Origin of the sequence: Ramlibacter monticola (assembly GCF_016722785.1) — a bacterium.
Classification (GTDB): Bacteria; Pseudomonadota; Gammaproteobacteria; order Burkholderiales; family Burkholderiaceae_C; genus Ramlibacter; species Ramlibacter monticola.
The window spans coordinates 60,678-77,578 of sequence record NZ_JAEQNE010000011.1; the positions used below are offsets into that span (position 1 = coordinate 60,678).

General features: G+C 67.9%; 15 protein-coding genes and 1 other RNA gene. 4 read left to right on the forward strand and 12 right to left on the reverse strand.

All coding sequences use genetic code 11. The features are described from left to right. The 11 genes from JJ685_RS27965 to gyrA all read right to left on the reverse strand — a co-directional run bounded on the left by JJ685_RS27965 (position 1) and on the right by gyrA (position 12,942). The gene (locus tag JJ685_RS27965; RefSeq protein WP_201677673.1) at positions 1-396 is read right to left on the reverse strand and encodes a ComEA family DNA-binding protein; all 396 of its coding nucleotides are present in this window, start codon (positions 394-396) and stop codon (positions 1-3) included. A gap of 81 nt (positions 397-477) precedes the next feature. Continuing rightward, positions 478-1,479 (reverse strand): ADP-glyceromanno-heptose 6-epimerase, encoded by a 1,002-nt coding sequence (gene rfaD / locus JJ685_RS27970; RefSeq protein ID WP_201677674.1) that lies wholly within the window; start codon positions 1,477-1,479, stop codon positions 478-480. After that, entirely contained in the window at positions 1,476-2,408 is a 933-nt protein-coding gene (gene rfaE1 / locus JJ685_RS27975) for a D-glycero-beta-D-manno-heptose-7-phosphate kinase (protein ID WP_201677675.1), read from the reverse strand. The genes rfaD and rfaE1 overlap by 4 nt, the downstream gene beginning before the upstream one ends. A 136-nt stretch (positions 2,409-2,544) precedes the next feature. Then, complete coding sequence (gene lapB, locus JJ685_RS27980) at positions 2,545-3,678, reverse strand: lipopolysaccharide assembly protein LapB (protein WP_201677676.1); 1,134 nt, start codon at positions 3,676-3,678, stop codon at positions 2,545-2,547. Continuing rightward, positions 3,668-3,961, reverse strand: coding sequence for a LapA family protein (locus JJ685_RS27985; protein WP_201677677.1), 294 nt, complete (start codon positions 3,959-3,961; stop codon positions 3,668-3,670). The genes lapB and JJ685_RS27985 overlap by 11 nt, the downstream gene beginning before the upstream one ends. A gap of 30 nt (positions 3,962-3,991) precedes the next feature. Then, positions 3,992-4,297: an integration host factor subunit beta gene (locus JJ685_RS27990; protein WP_201677678.1), complete on the reverse strand. Its 306-nt coding sequence runs from the start codon at positions 4,295-4,297 to the stop codon at positions 3,992-3,994. 42 nt (positions 4,298-4,339) lie between these two features. Continuing rightward, a complete protein-coding gene (rpsA, locus tag JJ685_RS27995; protein WP_201677679.1) occupies positions 4,340-6,028 on the reverse strand; it encodes a 30S ribosomal protein S1 in 1,689 nt (562 codons plus the stop codon). A gap of 90 nt (positions 6,029-6,118) precedes the next feature. Beyond that, complete coding sequence (locus JJ685_RS28000) at positions 6,119-8,134, reverse strand: bifunctional 3-phosphoshikimate 1-carboxyvinyltransferase/cytidylate kinase (protein WP_201677680.1); 2,016 nt, start codon at positions 8,132-8,134, stop codon at positions 6,119-6,121. 11 nt (positions 8,135-8,145) lie between these two features. Continuing rightward, positions 8,146-9,015: a prephenate dehydrogenase gene (locus tag JJ685_RS28005; protein WP_201677747.1), complete on the reverse strand. Its 870-nt coding sequence runs from the start codon at positions 9,013-9,015 to the stop codon at positions 8,146-8,148. Positions 9,016-9,036: 21 nt separating this feature from the next. Beyond that, complete coding sequence (pheA, locus tag JJ685_RS28010; protein ID WP_201677681.1) at positions 9,037-10,119, reverse strand: prephenate dehydratase; 1,083 nt, start codon at positions 10,117-10,119, stop codon at positions 9,037-9,039. A 189-nt stretch (positions 10,120-10,308) separates the two neighbouring features. Further along, complete coding sequence (gene gyrA, locus JJ685_RS28015) at positions 10,309-12,942, reverse strand: DNA gyrase subunit A (RefSeq protein ID WP_201677682.1); 2,634 nt, start codon at positions 12,940-12,942, stop codon at positions 10,309-10,311. A gap of 232 nt (positions 12,943-13,174) precedes the next feature. On the opposite strand from gyrA, the gene ompA reads away from it, so the two are divergent. From ompA to gph, 3 genes are all read left to right on the forward strand, one after another. Further along, positions 13,175-13,903: an outer membrane protein OmpA gene (gene ompA, locus JJ685_RS28020; RefSeq protein ID WP_201677683.1), complete on the forward strand. Its 729-nt coding sequence runs from the start codon at positions 13,175-13,177 to the stop codon at positions 13,901-13,903. A 90-nt stretch (positions 13,904-13,993) separates the two neighbouring features. After that, the gene (ubiG, locus tag JJ685_RS28025) at positions 13,994-14,704 is read left to right on the forward strand and encodes a bifunctional 2-polyprenyl-6-hydroxyphenol methylase/3-demethylubiquinol 3-O-methyltransferase UbiG (RefSeq protein WP_201677684.1); all 711 of its coding nucleotides are present in this window, start codon (positions 13,994-13,996) and stop codon (positions 14,702-14,704) included. Beyond that, positions 14,704-15,375: a phosphoglycolate phosphatase gene (gene gph, locus JJ685_RS28030; protein ID WP_201677685.1), complete on the forward strand. Its 672-nt coding sequence runs from the start codon at positions 14,704-14,706 to the stop codon at positions 15,373-15,375. Before ubiG ends, gph begins: the two co-directional genes overlap by 1 nt. Positions 15,376-15,405: 30 nt before the next feature. Here gph and JJ685_RS28035 read toward each other — a convergent pair whose 3' ends face one another. Further along, positions 15,406-15,837: a VanZ family protein gene (locus JJ685_RS28035; protein ID WP_201677686.1), complete on the reverse strand. Its 432-nt coding sequence runs from the start codon at positions 15,835-15,837 to the stop codon at positions 15,406-15,408. A gap of 231 nt (positions 15,838-16,068) precedes the next feature. Here JJ685_RS28035 and ssrA point away from each other — a divergent pair. Beyond that, positions 16,069-16,443, forward strand: a transfer-messenger RNA (tmRNA) gene (gene ssrA / locus JJ685_RS28040). Positions 16,444-16,901 lie beyond the last annotated feature (458 nt).

Consider the following 16,901-nt stretch of genomic DNA (forward strand, 5'->3'; position numbering starts at 1 on the left):
TTATTTCTTCGCGGAAGCGGCCGGCTTGGCGGCGGCCGTATCGTCCTTCTTCTCGGCCTGGCCTTCCTTCTTCTCTTCCTTCTTTTCGGTCTTGACGGCCTTCTTGTCGTCGTTCTTGGCCAGCGCGGGATTCTTGTAGTCGGACCCGTTCACCGTCAGGCCGCCGGCCGAGTACTTGGCGGCGGTGGGCGAGCCGATGCCCTTCACACGGGCCATCAGGTCGTCCCAGGTCTTGAAATCGCCCTTCTTGCGCTCGTCGAGGATGCGCTTGGACATCACCGGGCCGATGCCCTTGATGCCGTCCAGGTCGGCGGCGGTGGCCTTGTTCACGTCGACGGCCGCGAAGGAGGCGGCGGCGTAGAGCAGGGCCAGGACGGCCAGGATCCTCTTCAGCATGGACTCTCCAGCAGGTGCGATGGGCGCCGTCGGGACGCGGCCTGTCCACAACGGCTCAGCCCGCCCGGAAGTTGACGCGCTTTACTTCCCGAAGTGCCGCGCCAGCTCCCGCATGTACTCGCGCACCCCCGTGGCGACATCGGCGAACTGGTGGTCGCAGCCGGCCTCGCGCAGCGCCGTCAGGTCGGCCTGGGTGTAGCACTGGTACTTTCCGCGCAGCGCGTCGGGGAAGGGGATGTATTCCAGCAGCCCCTGCTGCACCGCGGAAGACGCATCCGGCACGCCGCCCTGGAGAGCGTTCACCACCCCCACGGCGACGTCGTTGAACGGCTGCGCGCGGCCGGTGCCCAGGTTGAAGATGCCGGACTTCTCCGGGTGGTCGAAGAACCACAGGTTCACCGCCACCACGTCGTCGACGAACACGAAGTCGCGCGTCTGCTCGCCGGGGCCGTAGCCGCCGTAGTCGCCGAACAGCTTGACCTTGCCCTGCTCGCGGAACTGGTTGAACTGGTGGAAGGCGACGCTGGCCATGCGGCCCTTGTGCTGCTCGCGCGGGCCGTAGACGTTGAAGTAGCGGAAGCCCACCACCTGGCGTTTCACGCGCTTGAAGTCCGTGCCGCACTCGCGCCGCATCCGCTGGTCGAACAGCAGCTTGCTATAGCCGTACACGTTCAGCGGCCGCTCGAACTCCGGCGTCTCGCGGAAGGTGTCGGAGCCGCCGTACACCGCGGCCGACGACGCGTACAGCAGGCGCGTGCCGCGCTGCTGGCAGGACTCGAACAGCGAGCAGGACACGCCGTAGTTGTTGTCCATCATGTACTTGCCGTCCTGCTCCATCGTGTCGCTGCAGGCGCCCTCGTGGAACACCGCGTCGACCTTGCCGAAGCCGCCGTCGGCGAAGATGGAATAGAACTCGTCGGCGTCGATGTAGTCCTCGATCTTCAGGTCCGCCAGGTTGCGGAACTTGTCGCCCTGGGTCAGGTCGTCGACCGCGACGATGTCGTCGATCCCCCGCGCATTCAGGCCCTTGACGATATTGCTGCCGATGAACCCGGCGGCTCCGGTGACGACGACGCGTGTCATTGGAACAACTCCTCGTAGGAAACGGTTGCGGTGCCGAACTTGCCCACCACGATGCCGCCGGCCCGGTTGGCGATCGGCACGGCCTCGCGCAGCGGCACGCCCGCGGCCACCATGGTGGCCAGCGTCGCGATGACCGTGTCGCCGGCGCCGGTGACGTCGAACACCTCGCGCGCCTGCGCCTTGACGGTGAATTCGCCCTGCTCGTCGAACAGGGTCATGCCTTCCTCGCTGCGCGTGAGCAGCAGCGCCTGCAGGCCGAGCTCCTCGCGCAGCCGGTGGGCGCGCTTCTTCAGGTCGTCCTCGCCGTGCCAGCGCCCGACCACGTCCTGCAGTTCGGCGCGGTTGGGCGTGATGATGCTGGCGCCGCGGTAGCGGCCGTAGTCGGAGCCCTTGGGGTCGACCAGCACCGGCCTGTCCGCGGCGCGGGCGCTTTCGATCATCGCCGGGATGTGGGCCAGCCCGCCCTTGCCGTAGTCGGAGAACAGGATCGCGTCCTGCTGCGACAGGAGCTCGGCGAAGGCCTCGGACTGCATGGCCAGCACCTCGTGGTCCGGCTCGTTCTCGAAGTCCATCCGCAGCAGCTGCTGCTGGCGGCCGATCACGCGCAGCTTGACCGTGGTGCGCAGGCCGGGGTCGCGCTTCAGGTGGGTCCGGATGCCGGTGCGCGTGAGCAGCGACTCGAGCCGGTGGCCGGGCTCGTCGTCGCCGACGACGCCCAGGAAGCTCGCCTGCGCCCCGAGGGTGCTGACGTTGTAGGCCACGTTGGCGGCGGCGCCGATGCGCTCCTCCTCGCGCGAGACCTTGACGACGGGGACGGGCGCTTCGGGGGAGATGCGCTCCACCGCCCCGTGCCAGTAGCGGTCGAGCATGGCGTCGCCCACCACCAGCACGCGGGCCTTCGCGATGCGTTGCTTGCCTGGATTGTTCATACCTTCACCATGTGTTCCGGGGCACCGCCTGCGAATGCGTGCGGCCGAACCGCGTGCCACCGCGGGACCGGCTTCGCCGGGCCGCTGGTGGCGCCCCCTCGAGGGGGAGGCGGCCGCAGGCCGCTTCGGGGGGGAGTCATAACTCCTCGACCCGTCGGGGAGGGTAGCTGTCCCAGGCCTGGCAGCCGGGGCATTGCCAGAAATACTGCTTCGATTCGAAACCGCAGGCCGCGCAGCGGTAGCGCGTGAGCGGCTTCGCGGCGTGGTCCAGCGCGCGCTGGACGTCGGGATGGAACTGCTCGTGCTCCAGCTTCTCGCCGGCGATCCAGCGGGAGGCTGCCACCAGCGAGGGTTCGCGCTGCACGTGGCGCACGTACCACTCGCGGGCCGCCTGCGGATTGCCCTCCAGCGACGCGATGGCGTCCAGCACGTCCAGCGAGGGCGACTGCGCGTAGCTTTCCTGCAGGATCTCCGCGGCTTCCCGGTGCCGGCCGCAGGCCAGCGCCGCCTCGGCGAGGGGCTTGGCGAGCAGGGCCATCGCGCTCGGCACCTCCGCGGCCAGGTCGCGCAGCAGCGAAAACGCTTCATGCGCGTCGCCGGCGCGGCGGCGCAGCGCGGCCAGTTCGATGCGTGGGCGCGGGGCGCGAGGCGCGATGGCCCTGGCCTTCTGCAGCAGCTGCTCGGCTTCGGCCGGCGCCGCGCTGGCGGCCATCTCGCACAGGAAGTGCGCCTGGCGGGCGCCGAACTGGCCGGGGCCGCCGGCGTCGAGCTTGCGCGCGATCTCGCCGGCCTGCGCCCAGTCGCGCGAGCGCTCGTAGATCGCCAGCAGGGCGAGCCGCGCCTGCTCCTCGTAGGCGGTGCCCTCCAGCTTGCGCAGGGCCTCCTCGGCGCGATCGAGCAGGCCGGCCTTCAGGAAGTCGAGGGCCAGGGCGTGCTGGGCCCGATGCCGGTCGGCGCGGCTGAGGTCGGCGCGGGAGATCAGGTGCTCGTGCACCCGCACCGCGCGCTCGTACTCGCCGCGGCGGCGGAACAGGTTGCCGAGCGCGAAGTGCAGCTCCGAGGTGTCCGGGTCGTTCTGCACCGCCTCGATGAAGGCGTCGATGGCCTGGTCCTGCTGCTCGTTGAGCAGGAAGTTGAGGCCGCGGAAGTAGGCCTTGGGCGCGAGGCGGTTCTCGATGCGCAGCTGCCGCAGGTCGAAGCGCGAGGCCAGCCAGCCCAGCACGAAGGCGATGGGCAGGCCCCACAGCAGCCAGGTCAGGTCAAAGTCCATGCGTGGGGGGCGTGCCCTGTCCGATCAGCGTGCTGGGCGCGGCCTGCGTCTCCGGCGGCATGCCGCGGGCGACCGCCTTGCGGTGCCTCCACCAGCGCGGCACCATGCCGATCGCGCCGATCACCAGGCCGGCCGCGAACGCCGCCAGCACCACCAGCACCAGCGGTGCCGTCCACCGCGTGCCGAAGAAGAAGTGCACGGTGACGTCCTGCTGGTTGTTCAGCGCGAAGGCGAACAGGGTAAAAAAAATGGCTGCCTTCAGCAGCCAAGCTATGTATTTCATTCGGCTCCTAGGGGTGCGCCGAATTCTAGGTCAGCGCCCGGACTCCATTTCCTGGGTCCGCTGGTCCACCGCCTCGCGCAGCGCCTTCCCGGGCTTGAAGTGCGGGACGCGCTTCTCCGGGATGTGCACGCTCTCGCCCGAACGGGGGTTGCGGCCCATGCGGGGCGGACGGCGGTTGATCGAGAAGCTGCCGAAGCCGCGGATCTCGATGCGGTGGCCGCGCACCAGCGCTTCGCTCATCGCGTCCAGGATGGTCTTGACGGCGTATTCCGCGTCGCGATGGGTCAGCTGGCTGAATCGGGAGGCCAGTTCTTCTACGAGGTCGCTACGGGTCATCAGAAGGACAAGGGTGGCGCGAACCACCCTTGCTTTCTCCGTTTAGGAACGGTCCTGGTTGTCCAGCTTGGCGCGCAGGAGCGCGCCGAGGCTGGTCGTGCCGGCCTGCTCGCGGGCGGACTGCTGCGACAGCTGCGCCATCGCGCCCTGCTCGTCGATCATGTCCTTCTGGCGGATCGACAGCTGGATGTTGCGGGTCTTGCGGTCGATGTTGGTGATCACGGCCGTGACTTCGTCGCCTTCCTTCAGCACGTTGCGCGCGTCTTCCACGCGGTCGCGGCTGATTTCGGAGGCACGCAGGTAGCCCATGATGTCGTTGCCCAGGTCGATCTCGGCGCCCTTCGGGTCCACCGTCCTGACCTTGCCCGACACCGAGGAGCCCTTGTCGTGCACCGAGGTGAAGGTGGCGAACGGGTCGCCATCGAGCTGCTTGATGCCCAGGGAGATGCGCTCGCGGTCGACGTCCACGCCCAGCACGATCGCCTCGACTTCCTGGCCCTTCTTGTAGTTGCGCACGGCCTGCTCGCCGGGCTCGTTCCAGGACAGGTCGGACAGGTGCACCAGGCCGTCGATGCCGGCCGCCAGGCCGACGAACACGCCGAAGTCGGTGATCGACTTGATCGGGCCCTTGACGCGGTCGCCGCGCTTGGTGTTCTGCGCGAATTCCTGCCAGGGGTTGGCCTTGCACTGCTTCATGCCCAGGGAGATGCGACGCTTGTCTTCGTCGATCTCGAGGACCATGACTTCGACTTCGTCACCCAGGGACACGACCTTGGACGGGGCCACGTTCTTGTTGGTCCAGTCCATCTCGGAGACGTGCACCAGGCCTTCGATGCCGGGCTCGAGCTCGACGAACGCGCCGTAGTCGGCGATGTTCGTGATCTTGCCGAACATGCGGGTGCCGTTGGGGTAGCGGCGCGAAACGCCCATCCACGGGTCGTCGCCCATCTGCTTCAGGCCCAGCGACACGCGGTTCTTCTCGGTGTCGAACTTGAGGATCTTGGCGGTGATTTCCTGGCCGGCGGTGACCACCTCGGACGGGTGGCGGACACGGCGCCAGGCCATGTCGGTGATGTGCAGCAGGCCGTCGATGCCGCCGAGGTCGACGAACGCGCCGTACTCGGTGATGTTCTTGACCACGCCGCGGACGATGGAGCCTTCCTTCAGGGTTTCCATCAGCTTGGCGCGCTCTTCGCCCATGGACGCTTCGACCACGGCGCGGCGCGACAGCACCACGTTGTTGCGCTTGCGGTCCAGCTTGATGACCTTGAACTCCATCGTCTTGTTTTCGTACGGAGTCAGGTCCTTGATCGGGCGGGTGTCGATCAGCGAGCCGGGCAGGAAGGCGCGGATGCCGTTGACCAGCACGGTCAGGCCGCCCTTGACCTTGCCGGTCGTGGTGCCGGTGACGAAGTCGCCGGACTCGAGCGCCTTCTCCAGGCTCATCCAGGAGGCCAGGCGCTTGGCCTTGTCGCGCGACAGGATCGTGTCGCCGTAGCCGTTCTCGAGAGCGTCGATGGCCACGGAGACGAAATCGCCTTCCTGGACTTCGACTTCGCCCGTGTCGTTCTTGAATTCGTCGATCGGGATGTAGGCCTCGGACTTGAGGCCGGCATTCACCACGACGAAGTTGTGCTCCACGCGGACCACTTCAGCGGTGATGACTTCGCCCGCGCGCATTTCGGAGCGCTGCAACGATTCCTGGAACAACTCGGCAAAAGATTCAGACATGAGGTTTGCGGGCAGAACCCGCGGGGTTGGGTTGTCGATCCCCGTCACCGGTGCGCTGCTGCGCGGAGGGAGTGCCGGGGGCCTGTCGTGTCAGCCGTTCCTGGAGAACGGCTGCTTTTCTTCCCACCACCGGAGGACCTGGGCCACCGATTCTTCGACCGTCTGGCTCGAGTTATCCAGGAGGAGGGCATCCTGCGCGGGCTTGAGCGGTGCGACGGCGCGATTGGAGTCGCGCGCGTCGCGGGCCTCGAGGTCCGCGCGAAGACCGGCGAGTGTAGCCGAAATCCCTTTTGAAATCAACTGCTTATGCCTGCGCTCGGCGCGCTGGGCGGCGCTCGCGGTCAGGAACACCTTGAGGGGGGCGTCGGGGAAGATCACGGTGCCCATGTCGCGGCCGTCGGCGACCAGCCCCGGGAGCTTGCGGAAGCCCTGCTGCAGGGCCACCAGGGCGCTGCGCACGGCGGGCAGGGCGGACACGCGGGAGGCGTTCATGCCCGCTTCCTCCGTGCGGATCCCGTCGGTCACGTCGTCGCCCGCCAGCAGCACGCGGCCCCCGGTGAAAACCACCGGCAGGGTCTCGGCCATCCTGGCGATCGTGTGTTCGTGGGCCTCGTCCAGCGCCAGCCCGGCGCGGACCGCCGCCAGCCCGGTGATGCGGTACAGGGCGCCCGAGTCGAGGTAGTGGTAGCCGAGGCGCCGCGCCACCTCGGAGGCCAGGGTGCCCTTGCCCGAAGCCGTCGGGCCGTCGACGCAGAGCACCGGGATGTGCGGGGTGGCCGTACGGGCGACCGAGAACAGCGCCTCGAAGTAGTCGGGGAAGGTCTTGCCCACGCACTTCGGGTCCTCGATGCGCACGTGGGCGCCCGCCGGGTTGAACGCGGCGAGGGCGAAGCACATCGCCATGCGATGGTCGTCGTAGGTGTGGATCGCGGCCGCCGTCCATTCGGCGGGCGGCGCGACCTTCAGCCAGTCGGGTCCTTCATCGACGGCGGCCCCGAGCTTGCGCAGCTCGACGGCCATGGCGGCGAGGCGGTCCGTCTCCTTGACGCGCCAGCTCGCGATGTTGCGCAGGGTGGTGGGGCCGTCGGCGTAGAGGCCCATCACCGCCAGCGTCATCGCGGCGTCGGGAATGTGGTTGCAGTCCAGGTCCAGTGCCTTCAGGGGCCAGGCGCCGCGGCGCACTTCCAGCCAGTTGGGGCCGCTGGTGACGGCGGCGCCCATCGCTTGCGCCGCCTCGACGAAGCGGATGTCGCCCTGGATCGAATCGGCGCCCACGCCTTCGATCCGCACGGCCCGCTGGCTGCCGGCGATGGCGCCCAGGGCCACGAAGTAGCTGGCCGAGGACGCATCGGCCTCGACGTGGATCTCGCCCGGCGAGCGGTAGCGGCTGCCGGCGGGGATCGTGAAGCGCTGCCAGCCCTGGCGCGCCACGCGGATGCCGAAGCGCTCCAGCAGGTTGAGCGTGATCTCGATGTAGGGCTTGGAGATCAGCTCGCCCACGACCTCGATCGCGATGTCGCGCGTGGCCACCAGCGGCAGCGCCATCAGCAGCGCGGTGAGGAACTGGCTGGAGACGTCGCCGCGGACGGGGATGGGAGCATCGAGCCGCAGGGCCGGGGCCGGGTGGATGCGCAGCGGGGGAAAGCCTTCGTTGCCGAGGTAGTCGACCCGGCACCCGAGCTGGCGCAGGGCATCCACGAGGTCGCCGATCGGGCGCTCGTGCATGCGGGCGACGCCGGAGAGTTCGAAGTCGCCGCCGAGGAGGGCGAGGGCGGCGGTCAGCGGCCGCATGGCGGTGCCGGCGTTGCCCAGGAACAGCTTCAGTGGCGCCTTGCCGGGGTTCGGCTGCGCGCCCGCCGCCAGCCGGCCCAGCCCCTCGATCTCCACGGTCGTGCCGCGCGGCACGACACCGCAGCCCAGGGCCCGCAGCGCCTCCAGCATCACCCGCGTGTCGTCGGAATCCAGCAGGTCGTGGACGACCGTCGTGCCTTCGGACAGCGCGGCCAGCAGCAGCACCCGGTTGGAGATGCTCTTCGACCCCGGCAGGACGACCGTACCGCCGGCCTCCTCGAGCGGGGCCAGGTCGAGGAACGCGGTGGTGAACATGGCGGCCTACTTTACTTCTTGCGGCCCATGTGCCATTGCGCGCGGGCCTGGCTGGCGAGGGCGATCATTTCTTCCAGCTTCTCGCCGTTGCCTTCCTCGGCGAGCTGCAGCATGTTCAGCAGGCTGCGCTGGAACATCTTGGCCTGCTCCACCAGCTCCACCCGGTTGGACAGCAGGATGTCGCGCCAGACCTTCGGGTCGCTCGCCGCGATGCGGGTGAAATCGCGGAAGCCCGGGCCGCCGAGGCCCAGGAAATCCTTGCCGTGCGGCTGGTTGCCGATGGCGTTCATCAGCGCGAAGGCGAGTACGTGGGGCAGGTGGCTCACGGCGGCGAAGGCCGCGTCGTGCGAGTCCGGCGACATCTGCTGCACGTGGCAGCCGAGCGCTTCCCACAGGGTCTGCGCGCGCTTGAGGTGGCCCGTCTGCGTCTTCTCGATCGGCGTCAGGATCACCTGCTTGCCGTGGTACAGGTCGGCATCCGCATGCTCGACGCCCGAGAGCTCCTTGCCCGCGATCGGATGCGCGGGCACGAAGGAGCCGACATGGTCGCGCAGCACGCGCCGCGATGCTTCGACCACGTCGCGCTTGGTCGAGCCCACGTCCATGATCAGCATGCTGGAGGTGACCAGGTGGCGGATCGCCTTGAAGGTCGCCTCGGTGGCGGCGACCGGCACCGCCAGCAGCACGATGTCCGCGCCGGAGACGGCCAGCAGCGCCGAGGGCGCCTCGACGTCGATCACGCCCATCCTGCGGGCCTGCTCGGTGGTGGAAGGCGACTTGCTGTAGCCCACCACGCGCTTCACCAGGCCGGCGCGCTTCATGGCCAGGGCGAACGAGCCGCCCATCATGCCGCAACCGATCAATCCCAGTTGTTCGAACATCGCTGGCATGCGTTCTTCTCGTTATTCGCCGACGGGGTAGGTCCCGAGCACCTTGTAGAAGGCGCACAGGGCCTGCAGGTCCTTCAGCGCCGCCGCCACGTGCGGCTGCGCGGGGTGGCCCTGCAGGTCGATGTAGAAAAAGTATTCCCACTGGCCCGAGCGGGCCGGCCGGGATTCGAATCGCGTCATCGACACGCCGTGGTTCTTCAAGGGCACCAGCAGGTCGTGCACCGCGCCGGGGCGGTTGGGCACCGAGACGATCAGGCTCACGCAGTCCTTGCCCGAGGCTTCCGGCGCCGACAGCGTCTGCGGCAGGCAGATCACGGCGAAGCGGGTGCGGTTGAAGGCGTCGTCCTGGATCGCGTGGGCGGCGATGTGCAGCCCGAATTCGGTGGCCGCGCGCTCGCTGGCGATGGCGGCCCACTGCGGGTGCGTGGCGGCGAGGCGGGCACCCTCGGCGTTGCTGGAGACGGCGCGGCGCTCGGCCTCGGGCAGGTGCTCGTTGAGCCAGCCCTGGCACTGCGCGAGGGCCTGCGGATGCGCCAGCACCACCTCGACGCCCTCCATCGTCTTTTCCTTGCGCAGCAGGTTGTGGCGCACCAGCAGGCTGGTCTCGCCCACGATGTGCAGCGGCGTGGCGAGGAACAGGTCGAGCGAGCGGGCGATGACGCCCTCGGTGGAGTTCTCCACCGGCACCACGCCGTATTCGGCGGTACCGGCCGCGGTGGCGCGGAACACCTCGTCGATGCTGACGCTGGGGATCTTCTCGATGCTGGAGCCGAAGAACTGGATCGCGGCCTGCTCGCTGAAGGTGCCGTAGGGGCCCAGGAAGGCGACGCGCTGCGGCGCTTCCAGCGCCCGGCAGGCGGACATGATCTCGCGCCAGATGTGGGCGATGTTGTCCTCGCGCAGCGGCCCGGTGTTGGCGCCCTGCAGGCCGTTGATGACCTGGGCCTCGCGCTCGGGGCGGAACACCGGCGAACCTTCGGCGCGCTTCAGCTCGCCGACCTCGTTGGCCAGGGCGGCGCGGCGGTTCAGCAGTTCCAGGAGTTCGCGGTCGACCTGGTCGATGCCGTGGCGGAGCTCGGTCAGCGTTTTGGGCATGGCGAAAGGGGCAACTATAGCGGGGTGTAACGAGACGTGATCACGGGAAAGCGGATGGCCGGTAGGGATTGGTCGTCGCCGGCCGGCTGGGGCGTCGGCGGACCGATCCTCCCCGCGTTTTACTCCCGTCCTCCCCGCGCGGGCGAGGATGCAGGGCTCCCCGCCTCACGGGAAGGACGAGATGGGGCGCTACTTGCCCGACTCCGCCCCGCCGTTCTCCTCGCCTTCCGGCGCGCCGGCATCGTTTTCGACGATCCGCTGCAGCCCGCTCAGCTTGGAGCCTTCGTCCAGGCCGATCAGCGTCACGCCCTGCGTGGCGCGGCCCAGTTCGCGGATTTCGCTGACCCGGGTGCGCACCAGCACGCCGCGGTCCGTGATCAGCATGATCTCGTCGTCGGCATGCACCAGCGTGGCGGCCACGACCTTGCCGTTGCGCTCGCTCTGCTGGATCGCGATCATGCCCTTGGTGCCGCGGCCGTGGCGGGTGTATTCCGCGATGGGCGTGCGCTTGCCGAAGCCGTTCTCGGTGGCGGTCAGCACGCTCTGCGATTCGTCCTCGGCGACCAGCATGGCGATCACGCTCTGCGTGCCCTCCAGCGACATGCCGCGCACCCCGCGGGCCGCGCGGCCCAGCGGGCGCACGTCCTCCTCGTCGAAGCGCACGGCCTTGCCGCCGTCGGAGAACAGCATCACGTCGTGCTTGCCGTCGGTGAGCGCCGCGCCGATCAGGTAGTCGCCTTCGTCCAGGTTCACGGCGATGATGCCGCCCTTGCGCGGGTTGTTGAATTCGTCCAGCGCCGTCTTCTTGACCGTGCCCATGGACGTCGCCATGAACACGAAGTGGTCGGCCGGGAAACTGCGGAACTCGCCGGTGAGCGGCAGCACCACGTTGATCTTCTCGCCTTCCTGCAGCGGGAACATGTTGACGATCGGCTTGCCGCGCGAGCCGCGCGAGCCGGCCGGCACCTCCCACACCTTCATCCAGTACAGGCGCCCCCGGTTGGAGAAGCACAGGATGTAGTCGTGCGTGTTGGCGATGAAGAGCTGGTCGATCCAGTCGTCTTCCTTCGTCTGCGTGGCCTGCTTGCCGCGGCCGCCGCGCTTCTGCGCCCGGTATTCGTTGAGCGGCTGGCTCTTGATGTAGCCCAGGTGGGACAGGGTCACGACCATGTCGGTGGGCGTGATCAGGTCCTCGGTGGCCAGGTCCTGCGTGTTGTGCTCGATCACGCTGCGGCGCCCGCCGACCTTGGTCTGGGCGAACTCCTGCCTCAGCGCGGTCAGTTCCTCGCTGATGATGGTGGAGACGCGCTGCGGCTTGGCCAGGATGTCCAGCAGGTCCTCGATCTCCGCCATCACCTCGCGGTATTCCGAGACGATCTTGTCCTGCTCCAGGCCGGTCAGGCGCTGCAGGCGCATCTGCAGGATCTCGCCGGCCTGGGTGTCCGACAGGCGATAGAAGCCGTCGCCCTGCAGGCCGTATTCGCGCTCCAGGCCCTCGGGGCGGTAGTCGTCGGCGCTGATCACCGAGCCGTCCTCGCGGGCGCGGGTGAGCATCTCGCGCACCAGCGACGAATCCCAGGAGCGGGCCATCAGCTCCGTCTTCGCCACCGGCGGCGTGGGCGACTCGCGGATGATGCGGATGAACTCGTCGATGTTGGCCAGCGCCACGGCCAGGCCTTCCAGCACGTGGCCGCGGTCGCGCGCCTTGCGCAGGTTGAAGACCGTCCTGCGCGTGACCACCTCGCGGCGATGCTGCAGGAAGATGTCGACCAGGTTCTTCAGGTTGCACAGCTTCGGCTGGCCGTCGACCAGCGCCACCATGTTGATGCCGAAGGTGTCCTGCAGCTGGGTCTGCTTGTAGAGGTTGTTCAGGACGACCTCGGGGACCTCGCCGCGCTTCAGCTCGATCACCAGGCGCATGCCCGACTTGTCGCTTTCGTCCTGGATGTGGCTGATGCCTTCGAGCTTCTTCTCGTTGACCAGCTCGGCCATCCGCTCCTGCAGCGTCTTCTTGTTGACCTGGTAGGGGATCTCGTCGACGATGATCGCGGTGCGCTGGCCGCGGTCGATCTCCTCGAAGTGCGTCTTGGCGCGCATGACCACGCGGCCGCGGCCCGTGCGGTAGCCCTCCTTGACACCGGAGATGCCGTAGATGATGCCGCCCGTGGGGAAGTCGGGCGCCGGCACGATCTCCATCAGCTCGTCGAGGGTGGCTTCCGGGTTGCGCAGCAGGTGCAGGCAGGCGTCCACCACCTCGTTGAGGTTGTGCGGCGGGATGTTGGTGGCCATGCCCACCGCGATGCCGCCGGAGCCGTTGACCAGCAGGTTGGGCAGCCGCGAGGGCAGGACCAGCGGCTCCTTCTCGCTGCCGTCGTAGTTGGGCCCGAAATCGACCGTTTCCTTGTCGATGTCGGCCAGCATTTCGTGGGCGATCTTGGCCAGGCGGATTTCGGTGTAGCGCATGGCCGCGGCGTTGTCGCCGTCGACCGAGCCGAAATTGCCCTGGCCGTCCACCAGCATGTGGCGCATGGAAAAGTCCTGCGCCAGGCGAACGATCGTGTCGTAAACGGATTGGTCGCCGTGTGGGTGATATTTACCAATGACGTCGCCGACGATACGGGCAGACTTCTTGTACGGCCGGTTCCAGTCGTTGTTGAGTTCGTGCATCGCGAAGAGGACGCGACGGTGCACGGGCTTGAGGCCGTCGCGCGCGTCCGGCAGCGCGCGCCCCACGATGACGCTCATGGCGTAATCGAGGTAGCTGCGCCGCATCTCCTCCTCGAGGCTGACGGGCAGGGTTTCTTTGGCGAAGGAGGAGGTCATTGAGTGCGGCGACGCGGAGGCACGAAACCCTTCATTTTACGGGGTCGCGCGTCATGTCGCGGCTTGGCAACAGATATCCGCACATGCGGTTTTGTCCTACGAACCCCCCATGACACAGCCGTTGTCCCAATAAGTGCATATGGCACAATGACCCGGACGTAATTGGTGAATAGGTCACTGAGCACGTAGTTTTGGCGCAGCGCAGCTGCGACTTTTCCCCAAGAGGAGAATTATGAAGAAACTGAACAACGTGGCGCTGTTGTTTGCCTCGTCTGCGCTGCTTGCCGGTTGCGGCATGATGACACCGACTGCGCCGGGTGCCCCCGCCGGCGGCCGCGTGATGGCTGCCGATGGCGGTACCCGCGTCGACAACTGGCAGAACGGTACCGGCGAATACGTCTGGCGCAACGGCACCAACGAACTGTGCTGGCGCGATGCCAACTGGACGCCGGCCACCGCCGCCGTCGGTTGCGACGGCGCCCTGGTCCGTGCCGCTGCCGTGGCCGCCCCGCCCCCGCCGCCGCCGCCCGCTCCCGCTCCGCAGGTGGCTCCGCCCCCGCCGCCCCCGCCGCCGCCGGCTCCGGCCCCGGCTCCTGCTGCCGCGACCAAGGTGACCTACGCGGCCGACGCCTTCTTCGACTTCGACAAGGCCGTCCTGAAGCCCGAAGGCAAGGCGAAGCTGGATGACCTGGTCGGCAAGATCCAGGGCATCAACCTGGAAGTGATCATCGCCGTGGGTCACACCGACTCCGTCGGCGGCGACGCCTACAACCAGCGCCTGTCGGTGCGCCGCGCCGAAGCCGTGAAGGGCTACCTGGTGTCGAAGGGCATCGAGAAGAACCGCGTGTACACCGAAGGCAAGGGCGAGAAGCAGCCCGTCGCCGACAACAAGACCGCCGAAGGCCGCGCGAAGAACCGCCGCGTGGAAATCGAAGTGGTCGGCACGCGCGCTGCCCGCTGACACTGCCGCGAAAAGCTGCACACAGGCCCCGCTCTGCGGGGCCTTTTTTCATTTCGTCACCCGCAATCCGCTCCACAATCGCGCTGAGACATGACTGAACAACTGAACGCCGACCCCGCCGAACTCGCGAAGTTCTCGGACCTCGCCCACCGCTGGTGGGACGCGGACAGCGAGTTCGCGCCCCTGCACCAGATCAATCCGCTGCGCCTGCAGTGGATCGATTCCACGGTCGGCGGGCTGGCGGGCCGGCGGATCGTCGACATCGGTTGCGGCGGCGGCATCCTCTCGGACGCGATGGCGCGCAAGGGCGCGAGCGTCCTGGGCATCGACCTCTCCACCAAGGGCATCCGGGTGGCGCAGCTGCACGCGCTGGAGGCCGCCACGCCCAACGTGCAGTACCGCGAGGTGGCCGCGGAAGCGCTGGCGCAGGAGCAGCCGGGCGAATACGACGTGGTGACCTGCATGGAAATGCTGGAACACGTGCCGAAGCCGGAATCGATCGTCCAGGCCGCGGCGGCGCTGGTGAAGCCGGGCGGCTGGGTGTTCTTCTCCACCCTCAATCGCAACCCGAAGTCCTTCCTGCTGGCGATCGTGGGCGCGGAATACGTCCTGAACATGCTGCCGCGCGGCACGCACGAATACCTGAAGTTCATCAAGCCCAGCGAACTGGCCGGCTGGTGCCGCGGCGCCCGCCTGGACCTCGTGGGCACGCGGGGGATGCAGTACAACCCGTTCACCCGCCGCTACTGGCTGTCCGGCGACACGGACGTCAATTACCTGGTCGCCGCGCGCAAGCTCTGATGTTCGAAGACGTGAAGGCCGTCCTGTTCGACCTGGATGGCACCCTGATCGACAGCGCACCCGACCTGGGCGCCGCGGCGAACAAGATGCGCGCCGACCGCGGGCTGCCGTCGCTGCCCTTCGAGCGCTACCGCCCGATGGCGGGCGCCGGCGCGCGCGGCATGCTGGGCGTGGCCTTCGGCATGACGCCGGAGGATCCCCACTTCGCCGAGATGCGCGAGGAGTTCTTCCGCAACTACGAGAGCTGCATGACGCAGCGCACGTACGTCTTCGAAGGCGTGGCGCAGATGATCGCGTCGCTCGTGGAACAGGGCGTGGCCTGGGGCGTGGTGACCAACAAGTCCATGCGCTTCACGGGACCGCTCACCCGGAAGATGCCGCTGTTCGCATCCGCGCGGGCGGTGGTGGGGGGCGACTCCACGCCGCATGCGAAGCCGCATCCGGCGCCCCTGCTGGAGGCGGCGCGCCAGGTGGGCGTGCAGGCCCGCGCTTGCGTCTATGTCGGCGACGACGTGCGCGACGTTCAGGCCGGCCGTGCCGCAGGCATGGGCACCGTGGCGGCCACCTACGGCTACCTGGGAACGACCGACGTCAAGGAATGGGGCGCCGACACGCAGATCGCCACGCCGATGGCGCTGCTGCCGCTGCTGCGCTTCCGGATGGCCGCCTAGGCCCTTGCTGCGGGCTCCCGGTCGGGGGCCTCAGACCGCCGGCGGCCGGGGAAGGCTTTCCGAGCCCCAGGCGTAGCTCAGCAACCAGGCCAGCCCGAAACCGGCCATGCCGCCGACCACGTCCAGGAGGGCATGCGTGACGGCGGCCTGGCGGCCGGGAATCCAGATCTGGACGAACTCGACCAGCGCGGCGATCGTGAGCAGCGCCAGTGCCACCTGCCAGCTGCGGCCCCTGCGCCAGCCGTAATGGGCGACGAAGCCCAGCAGCCCGAAAGCGGCCAGGTGGTCGATGTCGGCGCCTGCCGGAGTCACCGTGGCGAGGGTGTCGAAGAGTCGATCCACCCAGTCATACTCAAATCGGAGGAAGTCGAGCGCGCTGGAAGGGGCGATCATCGACACGACGACGAGCGCCAACACCAGCAGCAGGAGAATGCGGGGAAGCGACCTGGAACTTAGGGCCATCCCGCAATCATAAAGTCAACCCGACTGGAGCCGTAACTCTAGAGTAAGGTTGTGCCCGCCTGTAAGGATTTGGTGTGACATTTTGCGCAAGCCGGGGTGCAGTTCAGCGCACTCCCGGTCTCCTTCGCGACAGTGCATGCCGCATGGTGAGGCCGCCCGCGCCGGAGCTCGAGCGCGATTGTTGTGCGGGGCTCTTGAAATGCCTCGTCCTGGCTTAAGATACGTTCTCCTGGGGCTGCACCGGTTTCGACGTGGGTTCGGACACGCAGCAGGGCATGTCGAGGGTCAGATCACCTCGTTAATCCAGCTGAAACAAACTAACTGCGAACGACGAACGTTTCGCCCTCGCCGCTTAATTGCCGGTGAGCCTTGCAACAGTTGGCCGATGGGCTGGGTTGGGGTCGCAAGGTCCTAACTGCAAGGGTACTTACATTGGCTGGCTTCCGGGCGGGTGCCTTGTCCGGGAGCGAGACTCAAGGGCACTGGCTGGCTGGGTAGCGTGCGACTGCGCGATCCGGCTGGCGAGATCCAAATCAGATCGCTAAACATGTAGAACTGCTCGGAGAAGGCTTGCGGACGCGGGTTCAATTCCCGCCAGCTCCACCATTCAAGAGAGCCAGCGCCAATGAACGGCGCTGGCCTCTGACCTCACCCAAGCGCCGGGTGACTACGCGCCAAAGTCGTCTGCTGCGGCTGGGTTGCCCCTCCCACGACCGGCCGACGTGCTGAAACGAGAATGCCTCTTATCGCGGCGGCCCGCTTGAGCCCCCAGATCGGCACGAAGGTGCCGAATGGCCGAGCACGCCAGCTGCTTACCATGGGCTGGTGGACGCTGACACTCTTGCGGCGCAGGCGTACTCCGAATGGGAGCACGCGGATCAAGCTGCGCGCGCCGAGGAAGAGCGGCTCACGGATGCGTGGTTGCACTACACACTGGGGGCATCGGCACCTCCCGACGAACTCAAGGCCGAAGCGCGACGTCTGCGCGAGCTTGCGGAGATGAAGCTCTCCGCGGCCCTGGCACTCATGGCCCCACCCGTGGTGGGCCAGGAACTTCACACCCC